15 protein-coding genes are annotated in these 16,583 nt (G+C 66.9%); 5 read left to right on the forward strand and 10 right to left on the reverse strand.

Features of this window, described 5'->3' with window-relative positions; translation table 11 throughout:
- Positions 1–4: 4 nt before the first annotated feature.
- From BOQ54_RS10185 to BOQ54_RS10195, 3 genes are read right to left on the reverse strand one after another with little or no spacing between them, the layout of a single operon-like run.
- Positions 5–799 carry an ABC transporter permease gene (locus BOQ54_RS10185; protein WP_071923836.1) on the reverse strand — a complete coding sequence of 265 codons (795 nt, stop codon included), beginning with the start codon at positions 797–799 and terminating at the stop codon, positions 5–7.
- Between the two features lie 4 nt (positions 800–803).
- Positions 804–1,655 carry an ABC transporter permease gene (locus tag BOQ54_RS10190; protein WP_055458178.1) on the reverse strand — a complete coding sequence of 284 codons (852 nt, stop codon included), beginning with the start codon at positions 1,653–1,655 and terminating at the stop codon, positions 804–806.
- Complete coding sequence (locus BOQ54_RS10195) at positions 1,652–2,704, reverse strand: ABC transporter ATP-binding protein (protein ID WP_055458177.1); 1,053 nt, start codon at positions 2,702–2,704, stop codon at positions 1,652–1,654. Before BOQ54_RS10195 ends, BOQ54_RS10190 begins: the two co-directional genes overlap by 4 nt.
- Before the next feature lie 155 nt (positions 2,705–2,859).
- Here BOQ54_RS10195 and BOQ54_RS10200 point away from each other — a divergent pair, with 155 nt between their 5' ends.
- Both BOQ54_RS10200 and BOQ54_RS10205 read left to right on the forward strand, forming a co-directional pair.
- Positions 2,860–3,678: an IclR family transcriptional regulator gene (locus BOQ54_RS10200; protein WP_055458476.1), complete on the forward strand. Its 819-nt coding sequence runs from the start codon at positions 2,860–2,862 to the stop codon at positions 3,676–3,678.
- A gap of 116 nt (positions 3,679–3,794) precedes the next feature.
- Entirely contained in the window at positions 3,795–4,187 is a 393-nt protein-coding gene (locus BOQ54_RS10205; RefSeq protein ID WP_071923837.1) for a GFA family protein, read from the forward strand.
- A gap of 13 nt (positions 4,188–4,200) precedes the next feature.
- Here the strand turns inward: BOQ54_RS10205 and BOQ54_RS10210 are convergent, their stop codons facing one another.
- From BOQ54_RS10210 to BOQ54_RS10240, 7 genes are all read right to left on the reverse strand, one after another.
- Positions 4,201–5,562, reverse strand: coding sequence for an FGGY-family carbohydrate kinase (locus tag BOQ54_RS10210; RefSeq protein ID WP_071923838.1), 1,362 nt, complete (start codon positions 5,560–5,562; stop codon positions 4,201–4,203).
- A gap of 3 nt (positions 5,563–5,565) precedes the next feature.
- Positions 5,566–5,889, reverse strand: coding sequence for an L-rhamnose mutarotase (gene rhaM, locus BOQ54_RS10215; protein WP_055458174.1), 324 nt, complete (start codon positions 5,887–5,889; stop codon positions 5,566–5,568).
- Positions 5,886–6,926, reverse strand: coding sequence for an ABC transporter permease (locus tag BOQ54_RS10220; protein ID WP_055458173.1), 1,041 nt, complete (start codon positions 6,924–6,926; stop codon positions 5,886–5,888). The genes rhaM and BOQ54_RS10220 overlap by 4 nt, the downstream gene beginning before the upstream one ends.
- Positions 6,923–7,933 carry an ABC transporter permease gene (locus BOQ54_RS10225; RefSeq protein ID WP_071924464.1) on the reverse strand — a complete coding sequence of 337 codons (1,011 nt, stop codon included), beginning with the start codon at positions 7,931–7,933 and terminating at the stop codon, positions 6,923–6,925. The genes BOQ54_RS10220 and BOQ54_RS10225 overlap by 4 nt, the downstream gene beginning before the upstream one ends.
- A 180-nt stretch (positions 7,934–8,113) precedes the next feature.
- Positions 8,114–9,631, reverse strand: a complete 1,518-nt coding sequence (locus BOQ54_RS10230; protein WP_071923839.1) for a sugar ABC transporter ATP-binding protein — start codon at positions 9,629–9,631, stop codon at positions 8,114–8,116.
- Positions 9,632–9,763: 132 nt separating this feature from the next.
- On the reverse strand, positions 9,764–10,759 hold the full coding sequence (gene rhaS / locus BOQ54_RS10235; protein WP_063185014.1) for a rhamnose ABC transporter substrate-binding protein: 996 nt from the start codon (positions 10,757–10,759) through the stop codon (positions 9,764–9,766).
- 38 nt (positions 10,760–10,797) lie between these two features.
- Positions 10,798–11,610 (reverse strand): DeoR/GlpR family DNA-binding transcription regulator, encoded by an 813-nt coding sequence (locus tag BOQ54_RS10240; protein WP_019404178.1) that lies wholly within the window; start codon positions 11,608–11,610, stop codon positions 10,798–10,800.
- Between the two features lie 255 nt (positions 11,611–11,865).
- Here BOQ54_RS10240 and BOQ54_RS10245 point away from each other — a divergent pair, with 255 nt between their 5' ends.
- From BOQ54_RS10245 to yghX, 3 genes are all read left to right on the forward strand, one after another.
- Positions 11,866–13,962: a bifunctional rhamnulose-1-phosphate aldolase/short-chain dehydrogenase gene (locus tag BOQ54_RS10245; protein ID WP_071924465.1), complete on the forward strand. Its 2,097-nt coding sequence runs from the start codon at positions 11,866–11,868 to the stop codon at positions 13,960–13,962.
- Positions 13,963–14,095: 133 nt separating this feature from the next.
- Positions 14,096–15,391 (forward strand): L-rhamnose catabolism isomerase, encoded by a 1,296-nt coding sequence (gene rhaI, locus BOQ54_RS10250; protein ID WP_071923840.1) that lies wholly within the window; start codon positions 14,096–14,098, stop codon positions 15,389–15,391.
- Between the two features lie 193 nt (positions 15,392–15,584).
- Entirely contained in the window at positions 15,585–16,499 is a 915-nt protein-coding gene (yghX, locus tag BOQ54_RS10255) for a YghX family hydrolase (RefSeq protein ID WP_055458169.1), read from the forward strand.
- Positions 16,500–16,583 lie beyond the last annotated feature (84 nt).

Here is a 16,583-nt window from a genome sequence, read left to right on the forward strand (position 1 = left end):
CGCCTCACTTCTCGCCGACGAGGATCTTGTCGAGACCGAAGACGCGGTCGAGCGCCAGCATGGCGAGGGCGGTGAGCGCGATCATCAGCGCCGAGACCGCGGCCATCATCGGGTCGAGGGATTCGGTGGCGTACATGTACATGCGCACCGGCAGGGTCACGGTGGCGGGCGAGGTCACGAAGATCGACATCGTCAGTTCGTCGAAGCTGTTGATGAAGGCGATGAGCCAGCCGCCGCTGATGCCGGGCAGGATCATCGGCGCGGTGACGCGCCGGAAAACCGTGAAACGCGAGGCGCCCAGCGTCATCGCCGCCTGCTCGGCGCTGCGGTCGAGCCCTGACAGCGCCGCGAGCACGAGGCGCAGCACATAGGGCGTGACGATGATGACGTGGCTCAGCACGAGCCAGGCGAAGGAGCCGGTGGCGCCGATGAGGGCGAAGAGCCTCAGGAAGGCGACGCCGAGCACGAGGTGCGGGATGATGAGCGGCGAGAGAAAAAGCCCATTGAGCGCATCGCGGCCGGGAAAGCGGTAGCGGTCGATGGCGAGGCCCGCCGGCACCGCGATCGCGACGGAGATGCTGGCGGCAATCGTGGCGAGCCACAGCGAGTTGCCGAAGGCGGTGACGAAATCGGGATGCTCGAACACGGCCCGGAACCAGCGCAGCGAGAACGCGGTGGTCGGCATCGTCAGCGTGTTCTCGGGCGTGAACGCCACGAGGCAGATGACGACGAGCGGCGCCAGGACGAAGGCGACGACGAGGGCGTGAAAGAGGAGCGCGACGGGGCCGTTCTTCTGCATGGCCTCACCCGAGCATGCGGCGGGCGCGCGCTTCGACGGCCCTGTTGTAGGCGAGCATGATGACGAGGTTGGCAACGAGCACGAGGATGGCGATGGCGGCACCCAGCGGCCAGTTGAGCTCGTGCATGTATTCGTCATAGACGAGCGTCGCCGCCATCTTGAGCCGCCGTCCGCCGAGCAGGCCCGGAATGGCGAAGGCGCTCGCCGACAGGCCGAAGACGATGAGGCTGCCGGAGAGAAGCCCCATGGACACCTGCGGCATGACCACGCGGCGCAGGGCGGAGAAGCGCGAGGCCCCCAGCGTCCAGGCCGCCGCCTCGACCATGGGGTCGAGCTTCTGCAGCGCCGTCCACACAGGGATGACCATGAACGGCAGCATGACGTGGACGAGGGCGATGACGATCGCCGTCTCGGTATAGAGCAGCCGCACCGGGCCGAGGCCGACGGCGGCGAGCGCCGCGTTCACGAGGCCGGTGGAGCCGAGCAGCATGCTCCAGCCGAAAGCCCGCACGACAACCGACACGAGCAATGGCCCGATGATGACGAGCAGGAAGACGGAGCGCCACGGGCTCCGCATGCGCGAGAGGATATAGGCCTCCGGTGCGCCGATGAGGGCGCAGATCAGCGTCGTCAGCGCCGCGAGCCGCAGCGTGCGCCAGAAGATGCCGAGATAGTAGCTGTCGGACAGCACGTGCATGTAATGCGCCAGCGTCCAGCTGTCCTTGATGCCGGTGCCGTGGTCATAGGCGAGGAAGGACAGGATCAGCGTCAGCACGAGCGGGACAATGACGAGCCCAGCGAACAGCACCGCGCCAGGCGACGCGAGCATCAGGGGCGTGGCGACCGACCGGTTCATGCGGCGGCCCCGGCGCCGGCTTCGACGCGCAGGCTGGCCGGCTCCCAGTCGAGACCGATCGGCTCGCCCTCGCGCGCCGGCTCCTCGCCCGTGTTCGGTACCGAGACCAGAATGTCGCCGGCCTCGGTCCCGACCGTGAGGAGCCAGTGCCCGCCGAGGAAGAAACGGCTCGCCACCCGCCCGGCGAGGCGCCCCTCGCCCATAGGGCGCAGGTGGAGCTTTTCGGGGCGGATCCAGGCCGTCACCGCCGTCCCGGCGGCGACATCGGCCGGCGCACTGGCCAGCACCGTGCCGGCGACCGCCACGCCGCCGTCACCCCAGACCCCGGCAAGCCGGTTCATCTTGCCGACGAAGGTCGAGATGAAAGCCGTCGCCGGCTGCTCGTAGAGACGATAGGGCGCGTCGATCTGCGTCATGCGCCCGGCTTCCATCACCACGACCCGGTCGCTGATGGACAAGGCCTCGGCCTGGTCGTGCGTCACCATGATGGTGGTGGTGCCGACGCTGCGCTGGATGCGCCGCAGCTCGAACTGCATTTCCTCGCGCAGCTTGGCGTCAAGGTTGGACAAGGGCTCGTCGAGCAGCAGCACGGGCGGGGCGATGACGAGGGCGCGCGCGATGGCGACGCGCTGGCGCTGGCCGCCGGAGAGCTGGCGCGGATAGCGCTCCGCCAGATTGGCGAGGTGGACGAGCGCGAGCATCTCGGCGACGCGCCTGTCGCGCTCGGCGCGCGGCACCTTGCGCATCTCGAGGCCGAAGGCGACGTTTTCAGCCACCGTCATGTGCGGAAAGAGCGCGTAACTCTGGAAGACGACGCCGAGGCCGCGGCGGTTCGGCTTCTCGCGGGTAATGTCGCGCCCGTCGAGGCCGATGCGCCCGGCCGTCGGCTCCACCAGCCCGGCGATCATCTGCAGGGTCGTCGTCTTGCCGCAGCCGGAAGGCCCGAGCAGCGAGACGAATTCGCCCCTGGCCACCGCCAGATCGACGTCGCGCACGGCGGCGAGCCCGCCGTAGACCTTGCTCACTCCTTCGAGCGTCAGGAAACCCATGCCCCGCCCTGCCTCACACCGTCACGCTGCCACAAGGAGGCGGCATGCGGCAGAGCCTGGTCAATGCCAAATTTCATTCATATGAATTTATCTTGACATAATTCTGATATATGAAATTTTTGCCATTCTTTTCCTTTGCTTTTTTCATTATGCGAATGATGGAAGACGCGCCGACCACCTCCAGCCTCCGCCGCGCGCTCGGTCTGCTGCGCATCGTCGCCACCAGCGATGCCGACGGGATGCGGCTGAAGGACATCGCCGAGGCGGCCCGCTGCAGCCAGCCGACGGCGCACCGGGCGCTGCAGGACCTGATGGCGGAGGGCTTCGTCGAGCAGGCGGCGGGCGGCAAGCGCTATCGCCTGTCGCTCGACTTCTTCGTCTTGGCGGCGAAGGCCGGGCAGGGCAGCGGCATCCGCGACCTCGCCCGGCCGGTGTTGCTGCGCCTCGCCGCCACCTTGAGCGACACGATCTTCCTCCTGGTTCGGCACGGCTATGATGCCGTCTGCCTCGACAGGGTGGAGGGCCCCTTCCCCATCCGTTCGTTCACCGGCGATATCGGCGGGCGGGTGCCGCTCGGCCTCGGCCAGGGCAGCCTCGCCATTCTCGCCCATCTGCCGGAGGCGGAGCAGGAGGAGGTGATCCGCTTCAACGTCCCCCGCCTTCTCGACCGCGGCTTTCTCGACGAGGCGGGACTCAGGACGGCGCTCGCCGAGGCGCGGCGCCAGGGCTGGGTCAATCTCAACACCGGCCTCATCCCCGGCATGGCGGGCGTCGGCGTGCCGGTCATCGACGCCCAGGGCCGGCCCGTGGCGGCGCTCAGCGTCGGCACGCTCGCCGAGCGGCTCGGGCCGCAGCGCCTGCCGAGCGTGGTGCACATCCTGCAGGCGGAGGCGGCCACGCTGGCCGCCGGCCTCAACCCGTTCGACGTGTCGCTGCGCTATCCCTCGCGCAGCCTGAGCAATGTCGAGACGTGAAGGACGGCGGCCATTCCGCGCAAATCGTATCCTCGTCCCGGATGGAAGGCTCTTCATCGACGGCTGACCGCGCTCGTTGTAGACAGACGAGCCGTTCGATCTGAAGGAGACACGGCATGGACCGGTTCACCGGCGGTTGTCTGTGCGGCAATGTCCGAATTGTGGCATCAGGGCGCCCCTACCGCGTCGGCCTTTGCCACTGCCTTGACTGCCGCAAGCATCACGGGGCGCTTTTCCACGCGTCCGCCATATTCCCTCAAGATGCCGTGACGATCGACGGCGAAACACGGGACTATGCCGGGCGGTTCTTCTGCCCCCGCTGTGGCTCGTCCGTTTTCGCGCGCACCGGTGATGAAGTCGAAGTGAACCTCGGATCGCTCGATGCCTCCGACCAGCTGACGCCGACCTACGAAAGCTGGATCATCCGCCGCAAGTCCTGGCTGCCCCCATTTCCGCTCAAGAGACGATATGAGCGCGACCGGGACAACACGGGTCGCTTCGAGGAGTAGCCGAGAGGCTCATCTATCGTGCCTGCGCCGCCTGCTCCCACTCGGCTCGATAGGATGCAAACCCCGCCGGCAGCGAGCCGGGCGCGACGACGGCTTCGGGCACCGGTGGCGTCGTCGGCGCGCCTGTCGCCAGCAGCGCTGCGCCCACGCTCGTGCCCGTCGCTCCCGCCATCGGCATGACGGGACGGCCCGCCGCCTCGGCCAGCGCCTCGCAGAAGAGGCGGTTGCGGGCAAACGGCCCCTCCACGATGACCGGTCCGGCGGCACCGGTCAGATCGAGGCAGGTCTTCGTCATCATGGCCGTATACAGCGAGGCGGCCACATGAGCCTCGTCCGCGTCGAGACCCTGCAGGGACGCGGTGGGCCGGCCGTCTGTCCGTGGGAACGGCCCGCAGTCTGGCACCACTCCGGGCATGACGAGGATGGGCTCGCCGATGACGCGCGCCAGGGCGGCGGACGTCCCCTGCCCGCTTCCGCCGGTCAGGATCTCGAATTCGCGCCCGCCCATGAAACGGGCCGATGGCACGGCGCGGCCGAAGGCATCGACATTGGCCAGCGTGTCGCGCGCCGGATCGAGCCGGGCGAGATCGCCGCCGACGGCGAAGGTCACGACCCAGGTCCCCGTCGAGACAACAGCGAACGGCGGCTCGCGGCCGAGATGCGGCAGCAGCGATGCATTGGAATCGTGAATGCCGCAATGGACCGGCACCGGCCGATCGAGACCGATCTGCCGCGCGATGTCGGCCGCGACCGGGCCGAGGACGTCCGACGGCCGCCGCACGGGCGCGAGCCGGCCGGCGATGCCGAGCCGCTCGACGAGTGACGACAAGCGCCCTTCATGCGGCCGCCACAGGTCCGTGTGGCAGCCGAGCGAGGTGACGTCGCAGGCGGCGACACCCGTCAGCCGCCAGCCCCAGTATTGCGGCCAAGTGACGATGCTGCGCACTCGGGCGAAGGCCTCGGGAAAAGCGGATTTCAGGTAGTGGAGCTGGGCGCCGAGGTTGAGCCCGCCCGGCAGGCGCGGCGAGAAGGTTTCGGCAAAGGGCGGCCGGATCGCGTCATAGGCCGCCTCGATCTCGGCCGGATAGCGATGTTCGTAGTCGAGCACCGGCAGCGCCAAGCCTTCGTCGCTCAAGAGCGCGCCGCAGGCTCCGTGAGCGGTGAGCGAGATCGCCGCGAAGCCGAGCGTGGCGTAGAGCTCCCGCAGCGCCTCGATGAAGAAGGCGAAGATGCCCTCGACATCGAAATGGGGATAGGGCCCTTCCGTCAGCACCCGGTTGGGCCGGGTGCGCGCCGCAAGTTCACTGCCGGTCGCCGTGTCGACCACGACCGCCTTGACGTTCGTTTTGCCGACGTCGAGCACTGCAACGTACATGGATCAGGCCATGTGAAAGACGGTGACGAGGGGCTTCGCCACCGGCGAATGGTCGGGGTTCGTCACCATGAGGTCGGCCATGTGGGCCCACCAGCGCTGCATCACGGGGTGGTTCGGCAGGTCGTCCATGCCATGGTCCTCCCGCCGCCACAGCACGCCGAAGAGGATGTTCGTCTCCGGGTCGAGGTGGATGGAATAGTCCTCGATGCCAGCTTCCTTCAGGAGCGCCAGCAGCTCCGGCCAGATGGCGTCGTGCCGGCGGCGGTATTCCGCCTCCATGCCCGGGTTGAGCTGCATCTTGAAGGCGTATTTCTCTTTTCCGGTCATGACGAAGCCCTGAGGCGGCGGACGACGATGGGCAGCGCGATCACGAGGATGAGCAGAAGGCCCGTGAAGATCGACATGACGATGCCGGGCACGTTGAGCAGCCCGAGGCCAAAGGTGACGAGCCCCATGACGATGGCCGCGAGCACGACGCCGCCGATGCTGCCGGAGCCGCCGAGGATGCTGACGCCGCCGAGCACCGTCATGGTGATGATCTCGAGCTCCCAGCCTGCCGCGATCGAATGGCGCGTCGAGCCGAGGCGTGAGGTGAGGCACACGGCCGCGACCCCGCTCATGAGGCCCGTCAGAAGGAAGAGGACGAACTTGGTGCGCCTGACCGGGATGCCGGAGAACTCCGCAGCAAAGGCGTTGTTGCCTATGGCATAGATGCGCCGGCCGAAGGCGGTCATGTGCAGCAGGACGCCGAAGAGGAGCGCGAAGACGAGGAAGGCGACCATCTCGAAGGTCACCACCTCGAAGGCGTGCCATGACGGCCACCACGAGAGATCGGACATGTAGCCTTGGCCGAACCAGGCGAAGTCGGCCGGATAGCCGCCATAGGCCTTGTCGCCCAGCACGATCTGCGCAATGCCGCGGAAGAGGCTCATGGTGCCGATGGTGACGACGATCGACGGCAGGCCGATGCGTGCCACCAGCAGGCCGTTGAAAGCCCCGCACAGGAGCCCGGCGCCGAGCCCGATGCCCACGAGCGCCGGCGCGCCGAAGCCCATCTGTGCCGCCGCCCCCATCGCGGTCGAGGCGAGCGCGATGATGGCGGCAACCGACAGGTCGATCTCGCCGGAGATGATGAGCAGCGTCATCGCGAAGGCGATCATCGCCTTCTCGGTGAAGTTGTAGGTGGCGTCCGACAGGTTCCAAGGATCGAGAAAATGCGGCGACGCCAGCGAATTGGCGAAGAAGATCGCGATGGCCACGGCCGCGAGCAGGCTCTCCCAGCTGCCGAGAAGGCGCGCGGTGGGCGTCGACAGCTTGTCGGGAATGCGTCGCACGGTTGGCTTGTCGAGAGGCATGGTGCTCATGCGGCGGCTCCCTCCGCTGCGGCAGGCGCGGGACTGCGGGCCGCATCGCGCAGGATGAGCCGTCCCTTGCGCCGCTCCTGCCGGGCGTTGAAGAGCACGGCGATGATGATGACGAGGCCGGAGATGGCCATCTGCCAGAAGGGCGAGATGTCGATCACCGGCAGTGCGTTCTTGATGACGCCGAGGAAGAGCGCCCCGAGCACCGCCCCGGCCACGGAGCCGATGCCCCCGAGCGTCGAGATGCCGCCGATGACGCAGGCCGCCACCGTGTCGAGCTCGAAGCCGGCGGCGATGTCGACATAGGCGACGGCATAGCGCGCCACCCACAGGTAGCCGCAGAGCCCGGCAAGCGTCCCCGACAGGACGAAGGCGAAGAAGCGCGTGCGCCCCACGTCGATGCCGGCATAGAGCGCCGCCGTCGGGTTGCCGCCCGAGGCGTAGAGCGCGCGGCCGAAGCCCGTGCGCATGAAGACGACGGCAATGACGGCGATGACGAGCAGCGCTGTCCAGCCGTTGAGCGGCAGGCCAAGGAGCAGAATGCGCGGCGTGTCGAGAAAGGCGCTCGTCATCTGCGTCTGGTTGACCCACGCCCCCCCGGAGAGGACGAACGCAAGGCCACGGTAGATGGTGAGCGTTCCCAGCGTGGCGACGATCGGGGGAATGCCGATGATCCACACCATGAAGCCGTTGACGGCTCCGAGCACGGCGCCGATGGCCATCGCAGCCGCGATCAGCAGCGGCAGCGGGATGCCGGGATAGGCAGCGTTCAGCATCGCCACCGCCATGCCCGTGAAGGCAAGATTGGCCGCGACCGAGAGGTCGATCGACTTCGTCAGGATCACTGCCATCTGGCCGAGCGCCAGGATGATGAGGATCGAGGTGTCGTTGAAGATGCCGGCGAGGTTTCTCGGCGACGCGAAGCCGGGCGCGCGCAGGCTGAAGGCGGCGATAAGGGCCAGGATGACCGCCCCCAGCAGAAGCTCCCGGTATTTCAGGATGCGGCTCATCATCATGCCGTGCCTTCGTTTATCCTTCTCAAGCTGCGGCTCTCGTCATGGCCGCGCGTGTCGCGGCCGTCCACGCCGTTGATGTCGCGTGGCCCGGCGAGCCGTGGATGCCCGCGACGAGCGCGGGCATGACGCCTGAGAGGTACCGGCCGGTGCTTTGGGATCATGGCTGTCTCGCCCTCACGCATTACCCGTTGCCGCGCGCACCAGGGTCTCGGCGTCGAGCCCGTCGCGCTCCCAGATGCCCGTCAGGCGGCCCTCGCGCATCACTATCACCCGGTCCGACATGCCGAGGATCTCGGGCAGTTCCGACGAGACCATGATCACCGACAGGCCCTCGGCCGCGAGCTCGCTCATGAAGGCGTGCACGGCGGCCTTGGAGCCGATGTCAATGCCCTTCGTCGGCTCGTCGAGGATGATGACCTTCGGCAATGTCGCCAGCCATTTGGCGATGACGACCTTCTGCTGGTTGCCACCCGACAGCGTGCCGACCGGCACGGACAGCGCCGCCGCGCGCAGGTCGAGCCGCTCGGCATAGCGGCGGGCGAGCGCGAATTCCTCGGCGAGGCGCAGGAAGCCCGCCCGCGTCGTCCGGCCGAGCACGGCCATGGAGACGTTCTGGAAGATCGGCATCGGCAGCACGGCCCCGTGCCGCCCGCGCTCCTCCGGCACGTAGACAATGCCGGCGGCGATCGCATCCTGCGGCGAGCGGACGGTGAGCGCCCTGCCCTCCAGCGCGAGGCGCCCGGCGCTCGGGCGGGTGATGCCGAACAGCGCCTGGCAGAACTCGGAGCGCCCGGCGCCGACGAGGCCGTAGAGGCCGAGGATCTCGCCGCGCCTCAGCGTGAAGGAGATGTCGGCGAATTCGGTGGGGTGCGAATAGCCGGCAACCTCGAGCACCGGCCCGCCGATGGCGACCTCCGCCTTCGGGAAGACGTGCTCGACCGAACGGCCGACCATCATGCGCACGATCTCGTCCTGCCCCGTCTCGGCGAGACGCCCTGCCCCGACCGAGCGGCCGTCGCGGAAGACCACGAAGCGCTCCGCGATCTCATAGATCTCCTCGAACTTGTGGCTGATGAAGAGGATCGCCTTTCCCTGCCCCTTCAGCCGCTCGATGATGCGGAAGAGGTCCTCCACCTCCTTGTGGGAGAGCGCCGCCGTCGGCTCGTCCATGATGACGACACGCGCCTCGACGGAGAGCGCCCGCGCGATGGCGACGAGATGGCGCTGGGCAATGGAAAGATCCTTCAGCCGCGCATAGGGGCTGATCGGCGCATCAATGGAGTGCAGCAGCGCCCCGGCGCGCGCCCGCATCGCCGCCCAGTCGACGAGGCCGAGGCGTGACTTCGGCGCATGGCCGAGAAAGATGTTCTCGGCCACCGTCAGTTCGTCGAACAGCACCGTCTCCTGGTGGATGGCGGTGATGCCCGCGCGCATCGCCGCCTGGGCATCGGCAAAACGGACCGGCGCCCCGTCGACGAGAATGTCGCCGGCGTCCGGCTGGTAGATGCCGGTGAGAACCTTGACCAGCGTCGACTTGCCGGCGCCGTTCTCCCCGATGAGCGCGGTGACGGTGCCGGCGTAAAGAGCGACATCGACCCCGTCGAGCGCCTTGACGCCCGGGAAGGACTTCGAGATGCCACGCATCTCCAGGAGGGGATGGGCCGGCTCGGCGACCGCTTCAACGACCGACATGGACAGTCCTGCCGCGTAATGCGTGATCAGAGGAGCAAATGGAGCGCCGGTGGCTAGCTCCCTCTCCCCGCGTGCGGGGAGAGGGCTCCGGCCGGCTACGGCTTCGGCCGCCGGAGCCTCAGCCCCGCCCGATCAGAAGATCTTGGCGAACTCGTCGACGTTGCTCTTGTCGTAGACGAAGGGATCGGCCATGGCGGCCTCGCCGTCGGCGCCGATCTTGATCTTGCCCATGCGGCCGGCGTCGATCTCGGAGCCTGGCTTGCCGTCGCTCTCCTTCTTCACGAGGCGGTAGGCGATCTGCGTCGCCGAATAGCCGAGGTCGATCGGGTTCCAGATGGCGAATTCCTTCGTCGCGCCGGAATGCACAGCGCCCGCCATCTCCGACGGCAGGCCGAGGCCGGTGACGAAGACCTCGCCGATCTTGCCCGCATCCTTCACCGCCTGCGAGGCGGCGAGCACGCCGACCGTCGTCGGGGCGACGATGACCTTGACGTTGGGATGGGTGGAGAGGAGGCCCTGCGCCTCGCGGTAGCTCTTGTCGGCGAGGTCGTCGCCATAGACCGTGGTGACGAGGTTGAGGCCCGGATATTTCGGCAGCTGCTTCTTCATCTCGGCGATCCAGGTGTTCTGGTTCGTCGAGGTGGTGGTGGCCGAGAGAATGGCGAAGTCGCCCTTGCCGTCCGGCAGGTGCGCGGCGGCGAGCTTCAGGCACATGTTGCCGATGAGCTCGTTGGAGGACGGATTGAGGTGCAGGATGCGCCCGTCCTTGCCGACCGCCGAATCCCAGGAGATGACCTTGATGCCGCGCTGCATCGCCTTCTTCAGCGCCGGCACGACCGCGTCGGGGTCGTTGGCCGAGACGGCGATGGCATCGACCTTCTGGGCGATGAGGGCATTGATCACCTCGATCTGGCCCTCGGCCGTCGTGCTCGTCGGCCCGGTGTAGATCACCTCGACGTCGCCGAGCTCCTTGGCCGCTTCCTGCGCGCCCTTGTTGGCGGCCTCGAAGAAGCCGTTGCCGAGGGACTTGACCACGAGGCCGATCTTGACCGTCTCGGCGCTGGCCGCACCCGTGACGAGGGCGAGCCCGAGCGCCGTGCCGAGGGCGAGTCTGGCGAACAATTTCATCGTTTTCCTCCCAATTGGCTCTTGTTGTTTCGCCGGCGTCACGCCGCCGACGAGGGTTCCACCGCCTGTTCCGCCGCCGTCGTTGCGGCGACGATGAGCCTGATGCCCGCATCCTCGATCATGGCGCGGGCGGCATCCGGGATGCCGTCGTCTGTGATCAGCGTCGAGACGCGCTCGAGCGGGCAAAGAATGAGACTGGAGCGGCGCGAGAACTTGCTCGAATCGACCATCAGCACCAGCTCGTCCGCCTGGTTGATCAGCTTCTGCTCCGCCTGGATGATGAGCGCGTCCCGCTCCATCACGCCGATTGGCCCGACGCCCTGCGCGCCCATGAACATGCGCCGGGCGTAGAAGTTGCGCGTCACGTCATTGTCGAAGGGCGACAGGATGATGCTCTGGTCGCGGTAGATCGCCCCGCCCGGCAAGGTCACCTGGTTCTTCGAGTGCTTCACCAGATGCTCCGCGATAGCGAAGGAATTGGTGAAGACCTGCAGGCGCCGGCTCGTCAGATAATGCACCATCTGGAAGGTGGTGGTGCCGCCATTGAGGATGATGGGGTCGCCGTCCGTGCACAGGGCCACGGCCTCGCGGGCAATCGCCCGCTTCTGCGCCAGGTGCTCGCCCTCGGACACGCGGAAGGGCTTGGCAGCGAGGCTGCCGATATGCGCCGGATTGAGCGCCTCCGCCCCGCCGCGCACCCGCCTCAAGCGGCCCTGCACATGCAGCGCCGCGATGTCGCGGCGGATCGTTGCCTCCGAAGCGGAGGTGAGCTCGACGAGATCCTGAATGGTCGCCACCGGCTTCTCCTGAACCGCGCTCAGAATGATCCGGTGCCTCTCACGTTCGTGCATGGTGCCTCATGGATCTGCGCGGAAAGAGGGATGAGAACGGTCGAAGACCATTCAGCTTCGCGCAAGCCGGAGGCAAGGCTTGACCATTTTCGAGCCATCGTCAATCACAATCGATCTTGTTGCATTGCAATATGATTGATAATGATTGTTTATGATCAAATCTGGTTGACAAGGCCGGAGGGCCTGTCGATGCTTCCGCCCGAATTCTGAGGCCGTTCGCCCATCCCCGAGAAGGCACGAGGGACCCCCGTGGACATCGCACCGAAAACGAAGCTGCTGGACAATCTCTGGGACGATAGCGCGGCGGCCGGCCTCGACGAGCCGGGGCTGCTGCTCTACCGCTCCAACCTGCTCGGCGCTGACAAGCGGATCACCAACTACGGCGGCGGCAACACCTCGGCCAAGGTGATGGAGACGGACCCGCTGACGGGCGAAAAGGTCGAGGTACTGTGGGTCAAGGGGTCCGGCGGCGACGTCGGCACCATGAAGCGCGATGGCTTCGCCACGCTTTATCTCGACAAGCTCACGGCGCTGAAGAGCCTCTACAGAGGCATCGAGGACGAGGACCGCATGGTCGGCCTCCTGCCGCACGCCACCTTCAACCTCAACCCGCGCGCCGCCTCCATCGACACGCCGCTGCACGGCTTCCTGCCCTATCGGCACGTCGACCACATGCACCCGGACGCGATCATCGCCATCGCCGCATCGAAGGACTCGCGCGTCCTGACGCGGGAAATCTTCGGCGACGAGATTGGCTGGTTGCCGTGGCGGCGCCCAGGCTTCCAGCTCGGCCTCGATCTCGAAGCCTTCGCCCGCGCCAACCCGCGCGCCAAGGGTGTCGTGCTCGAAAGCCACGGCCTCTTCACCTGGGCGGACACGGCGAAGGACGTCTACGAACTGACGCTCAGCGTCATCAACAAGGCCATCGCCTGGTTCGCCGAGAGGACGGCAGACCGGCCCGCCTTCGGCGGCGCGGTTACGACGAGCCTGCCGCCGGCCGAGCGACGGGCGATCGCGGCGCGGCTGATGCCCGAGATCCGCGGGCGCATCGGCAAGGTGGAGCGCAAGCTCGGCCATTTCGACGATCAGCAGGCGGTGCTCGATTTCGTCAACTCCGCCGCCCTGAAGCCGCTTGCCGCACTCGGCACCAGCTGTCCGGACCATTTCCTGCGCACCAAGATTCGCCCGCTGGTGCTCGATTTCGACCCCCGGGCGCCCGACCTCGACGCCGTCGTCGCCGGGCTCGACGAGGCACTCGACGCCTATCGTGTCGACTACACGCGCTATTACGAGGGCTGCCGGCGGCCGGACAGCCCGAAGATGCGCGATCCCAACCCGGTGATCTTCCTCGTGCCCGGCGTCGGCATGCTGTCCTTCGCGCGCGACAAGGCGACCGCCCGCATCGCCGGCGAGTTCTACGTCAACGCCATCAATGTGATGTGCGGCGCCTCGGCCGTGTCCGAATACCGGGGCCTGCCGGAGCAGGAGGCCTTCGACATCGAATACTGGCTGCTGGAGGAAGCGAAGCTCCAGCGCATGCCCAAGCCCAGGAGCCTCGCCGGCCGTGTCGCCTTCATCACCGGCGGCGCGGGCGGCATCGGCCGCGCCACAGCGGCGCGCCTCGCCAGCGAAGGGGCCTCGATCGTGCTCGCGGACATCGACGCGGCAGCTCTGAATGCGACGGTCGAGGAGTTTGCCGGCCGCTTCAGTCGCGATGCCGTGCGCGGCGTGACGCTGGACGTCACCCGCGAGGACGAGGTGATCGCCGCCTTCCGCAGCGCCTGCATCGAATTCGGTGGCGTCGACATCCTCGTTTCCAATGCCGGCATCGCCTCCTCCGCCCCGGTGGAGGAGACGGACCTTGCCATGTGGAACCGCAACATCGACATCCTCGCGACGGGCTATTTCCTCGTCTCGCGTGAAGCCTTCCGCCTCTTCCGCCGCCAGGGGCTCGGCGGCACCGTCGTCTTCGTCTCGTCGAAGAACGGCCTCGCCTCCTCGCCCAATGCTGCGGCCTATTGCACGGCGAAGGCGGCCGAGATCCACCTTGCCCGCTGCCTGGCGCTGGAAGGGGCCGAAGCCGGCATCCGGGTCAATACGGTCAATCCGGATGCGGTGCTGCGCGGCTCCAAGATCTGGTCGGGCGAATGGCGCGAGCAGCGCGCCGCCTCCTCCAACCTCGCCGTGGATGAACTGGAGGAGCACTATCGCAAGCGCTCGCTCCTGAAGCTCAACGTCTTTCCCGAGGATATCGCCGAGGCGATCTACTTCCTCGCCTCGGACGCCTCGGCGAAGTCGACCGGCAACATCATCAACGTGGATGCGGGCAACGCGACCTCATTCACGCGGTGAGAAAACGGTTGGGAGCGTTAGCCCCAAAACGCAGACGCCGTAACTCCTTCTCCCTGCCTGGGCGGACAGGGAGTGGCGGCGATCTGGCCAAGTTGCCACCCTTTAAGACACCAAAGGCACGCGGGAGGACATCATGACGGAACAGCGCATCGCGGCCGACGTGGTCGCCGCCGACAACGACAGACGCGCCGCTGCGCTGAACGCCGATTACGCGACGCTCGGCGAGAAGCTCGACCGCGACGGCATCGACATCGAGGTCATCACGCAGAAGGTCGCCAGCTTCCACGTCGCCGTGCCCTCCTGGGGCGTCGGCACGGGCGGCACGCGCTTTGCACGTTTTCCCGCTCCGGGCGAGCCGCATGACATCTTCGACAAGCTCGACGACTGCGCCGTCATTCATCAGCTGACCCGTGCCACGCCCACGGTCTCCCTGCACATCCCGTGGGACAAGGTAGACGATCTGCGCCGCCTCAAGGCCCATGCGGATGCCCTTGGACTCGGCTTCGACGCCATAAATTCCAATACCTTCTCCGACGCGCCGGGACAGGAGAAGAGCTACAAGCTCGGCTCCCTCAGCCACACCGACGCGGCGACACGCCGGCAGGCGGTCGAACACAACATCGAATGCATCGAAATCGGCCGTGCGCTCGGCTCCAAGGCTCTGACGGTGTGGATCGGCGACGGGTCGAACTTCCCGGGCCAGTCGCATTTCACCCGGAGCTTCGAGCGCTATCTCGATTCCATGAAAGCCATCTATCAGCATCTGCCCGCGAACTGGCGTCTGTTCACCGAACACAAGATGTACGAGCCGGCCTTCTATTCGACGGTCGTGCAGGACTGGGGCACCAACTATCTCATCGCCACCGAGCTCGGGGAGAAGGCCTTCTGCCTCGTCGACCTCGGCCACCATGCGCCGAACGTCAACATCGAGATGATCGTCGCCCGCCTCATCCAGTTCGGGAAGCTGGGTGGTTTCCACTTCAACGATTCGAAATATGGCGACGACGACCTCGACACCGGATCCATCGACCCGTTCCGGCTCTTCCTCGTCTTCAACGAGTTGGTCGATGCGGAGGAGCGGCGCGCCGAAGGCTTCGCCCCGGCGCATATGATCGACCAGTCGCACAATGTCACCGATCCGGTGGAAAGTCTGATGCGCAGCGCCAATGAGATCCGGCGCGCTTATGCCCAGGCGCTGATCGTCGACCGGGCGGCGCTTGATACATTCCAGGAGGACAACGACGCGCTCATGGCGTCCGAGACGCTGAAGGCCGCCTTCCGCACCGATGTCGAGCCTATCCTGGCCCAGGCACGGTTGAGGACCGGCGGCGCCATCGATCCGATCGCCGCCTATCGAGCGAGCGGCTATCGCCGCAAGGTGGCTGAACAGCGCCCGGCCGTCGCGTCGGGCGGCGGCGGCATCGTCTGACCGCGGGATCGCCGGGCGCGTCCCGTCAGGACGGAGGGCCCGCGGTCACGGCCCATGAGCTTCCGCGGCCTTGACGCCGGTGACACTGCTGCCGCTCATTTCGCCGGCCTTCTATCATCGCAGGCCTTCATGCCGGTGGGCAGCCGTGACGATAGCGCAAGCGTGACCTCCCGCTTGTCCGGAACGCTCTATCATGCGCCGGCAATTTCAGGGAGGCACGACGGTGAGACTGACAGCCAAAGACTTTCCGCAGGAACTGCTCGAGCTCTACGACTTCTATGCTCACGGGCGGATCACCAAGCGCGAATTCCTCGACAGGGCGGGCAAGTTTGCGGTCGGGGGAATGACGGCCGCGACGCTTCTTGCCATGCTCAGCCCGGACTATGCCCTGGCCCAGCAGGTGGCCTTCACCGATCCCGACATCGTCGCGGAATATATCACCTATCCCTCCCCCAACGGGCACGGAGAGGTACGCGGCTATCTGGTGCGGCCGTCAAAGGCCACGGGCCCAGTGCCGGGGGTGGTCGTGGTACACGAGAATCGCGGCCTCAATCCCTATATCGAGGATGTTGCCCGCCGGCTGGCCAAGGCGGGGTTCGTGGCGCTCGCGCCCGATGGGCTGACGTCAGTCGGCGGCTATCCCGGCAACGACGAGAAGGGGCGCGAACTGCAACGTCAGGTCGACCCGACGAAGCTGATGAACGACTTCTTCGCGGCGATCGAATTTCTGGACGACCATGAACTGACCACCGGCAAGATCGGCATCGTCGGCTTCTGCTACGGAGGCGGCGTGTCGAATGCGGCCGCCGTGGCCTATCCAGAACTCGCGGCGGCGGTCCCCTTCTATGGGCGGCAGGCGCCGGTGGAGGATGTACCCAGGATCAAGGCGCCGCTCCTGCTGCACTTCGCCGAGCACGACGACAATGTCAACGCCGGCTGGCCGGCCTACGAGGCGGCGCTCAAGCAGCACGGCAAGATCTATGAGGCACATGTCTATCCGGGCACGAACCACGGATTCCACAACGATTCGACACCACGCTACGACGAAGCGGCGGCCAAGCTGGCGTGGGAACGCACCATCGACTGGTTCAACCGTCACCTGAACTGAGCCCCGCCCCGGCGCACGTCTTTCGGCTCGGCGCCGGGTGTTGATCCCGGCTTCAAGAGATCATTGGCGGCGACGAGAGTAGAG

The sequence above is a fragment of the Chelatococcus daeguensis genome (genome assembly GCF_001887265.1).
Lineage (GTDB): Bacteria > Pseudomonadota > Alphaproteobacteria > Rhizobiales > Beijerinckiaceae > Chelatococcus_A > Chelatococcus_A sambhunathii.

Bases quoted from the DNA above. Each gene is read 5' to 3' on its own strand.
- BOQ54_RS10220 (WP_055458173.1), bottom strand. From the start codon at position 6,926: ATGAGCACCATGCCTCTCGACAAGCCAACCGTGCGACGCATTCCCGAC.
- BOQ54_RS10200 (WP_055458476.1), top strand. From the start codon at position 2,860: ATGATGGAAGACGCGCCGACCACCTCCAGCCTCCGCCGCGCGCTCGGT.
- BOQ54_RS10230 (WP_071923839.1), bottom strand. From the start codon at position 9,631: ATGTCGGTCGTTGAAGCGGTCGCCGAGCCGGCCCATCCCCTCCTGGAG.
- BOQ54_RS10190 (WP_055458178.1), bottom strand. From the start codon at position 1,655: ATGAACCGGTCGGTCGCCACGCCCCTGATGCTCGCGTCGCCTGGCGCG.
- BOQ54_RS10185 (WP_071923836.1), bottom strand. From the start codon at position 799: ATGCAGAAGAACGGCCCCGTCGCGCTCCTCTTTCACGCCCTCGTCGTC.
- rhaI (WP_071923840.1), top strand. From the start codon at position 14,096: ATGACGGAACAGCGCATCGCGGCCGACGTGGTCGCCGCCGACAACGAC.
- BOQ54_RS10210 (WP_071923838.1), bottom strand. From the start codon at position 5,562: ATGTACGTTGCAGTGCTCGACGTCGGCAAAACGAACGTCAAGGCGGTC.
- yghX (WP_055458169.1), top strand. From the start codon at position 15,585: ATGCGCCGGCAATTTCAGGGAGGCACGACGGTGAGACTGACAGCCAAA.
- BOQ54_RS10205 (WP_071923837.1), top strand. From the start codon at position 3,795: ATGGACCGGTTCACCGGCGGTTGTCTGTGCGGCAATGTCCGAATTGTG.
- BOQ54_RS10240 (WP_019404178.1), bottom strand. From the start codon at position 11,610: ATGCACGAACGTGAGAGGCACCGGATCATTCTGAGCGCGGTTCAGGAG.
- BOQ54_RS10225 (WP_071924464.1), bottom strand. From the start codon at position 7,933: ATGAGCCGCATCCTGAAATACCGGGAGCTTCTGCTGGGGGCGGTCATC.
- rhaM (WP_055458174.1), bottom strand. From the start codon at position 5,889: ATGACCGGAAAAGAGAAATACGCCTTCAAGATGCAGCTCAACCCGGGC.
- BOQ54_RS10195 (WP_055458177.1), bottom strand. From the start codon at position 2,704: ATGGGTTTCCTGACGCTCGAAGGAGTGAGCAAGGTCTACGGCGGGCTC.
- rhaS (WP_063185014.1), bottom strand. From the start codon at position 10,759: ATGAAATTGTTCGCCAGACTCGCCCTCGGCACGGCGCTCGGGCTCGCC.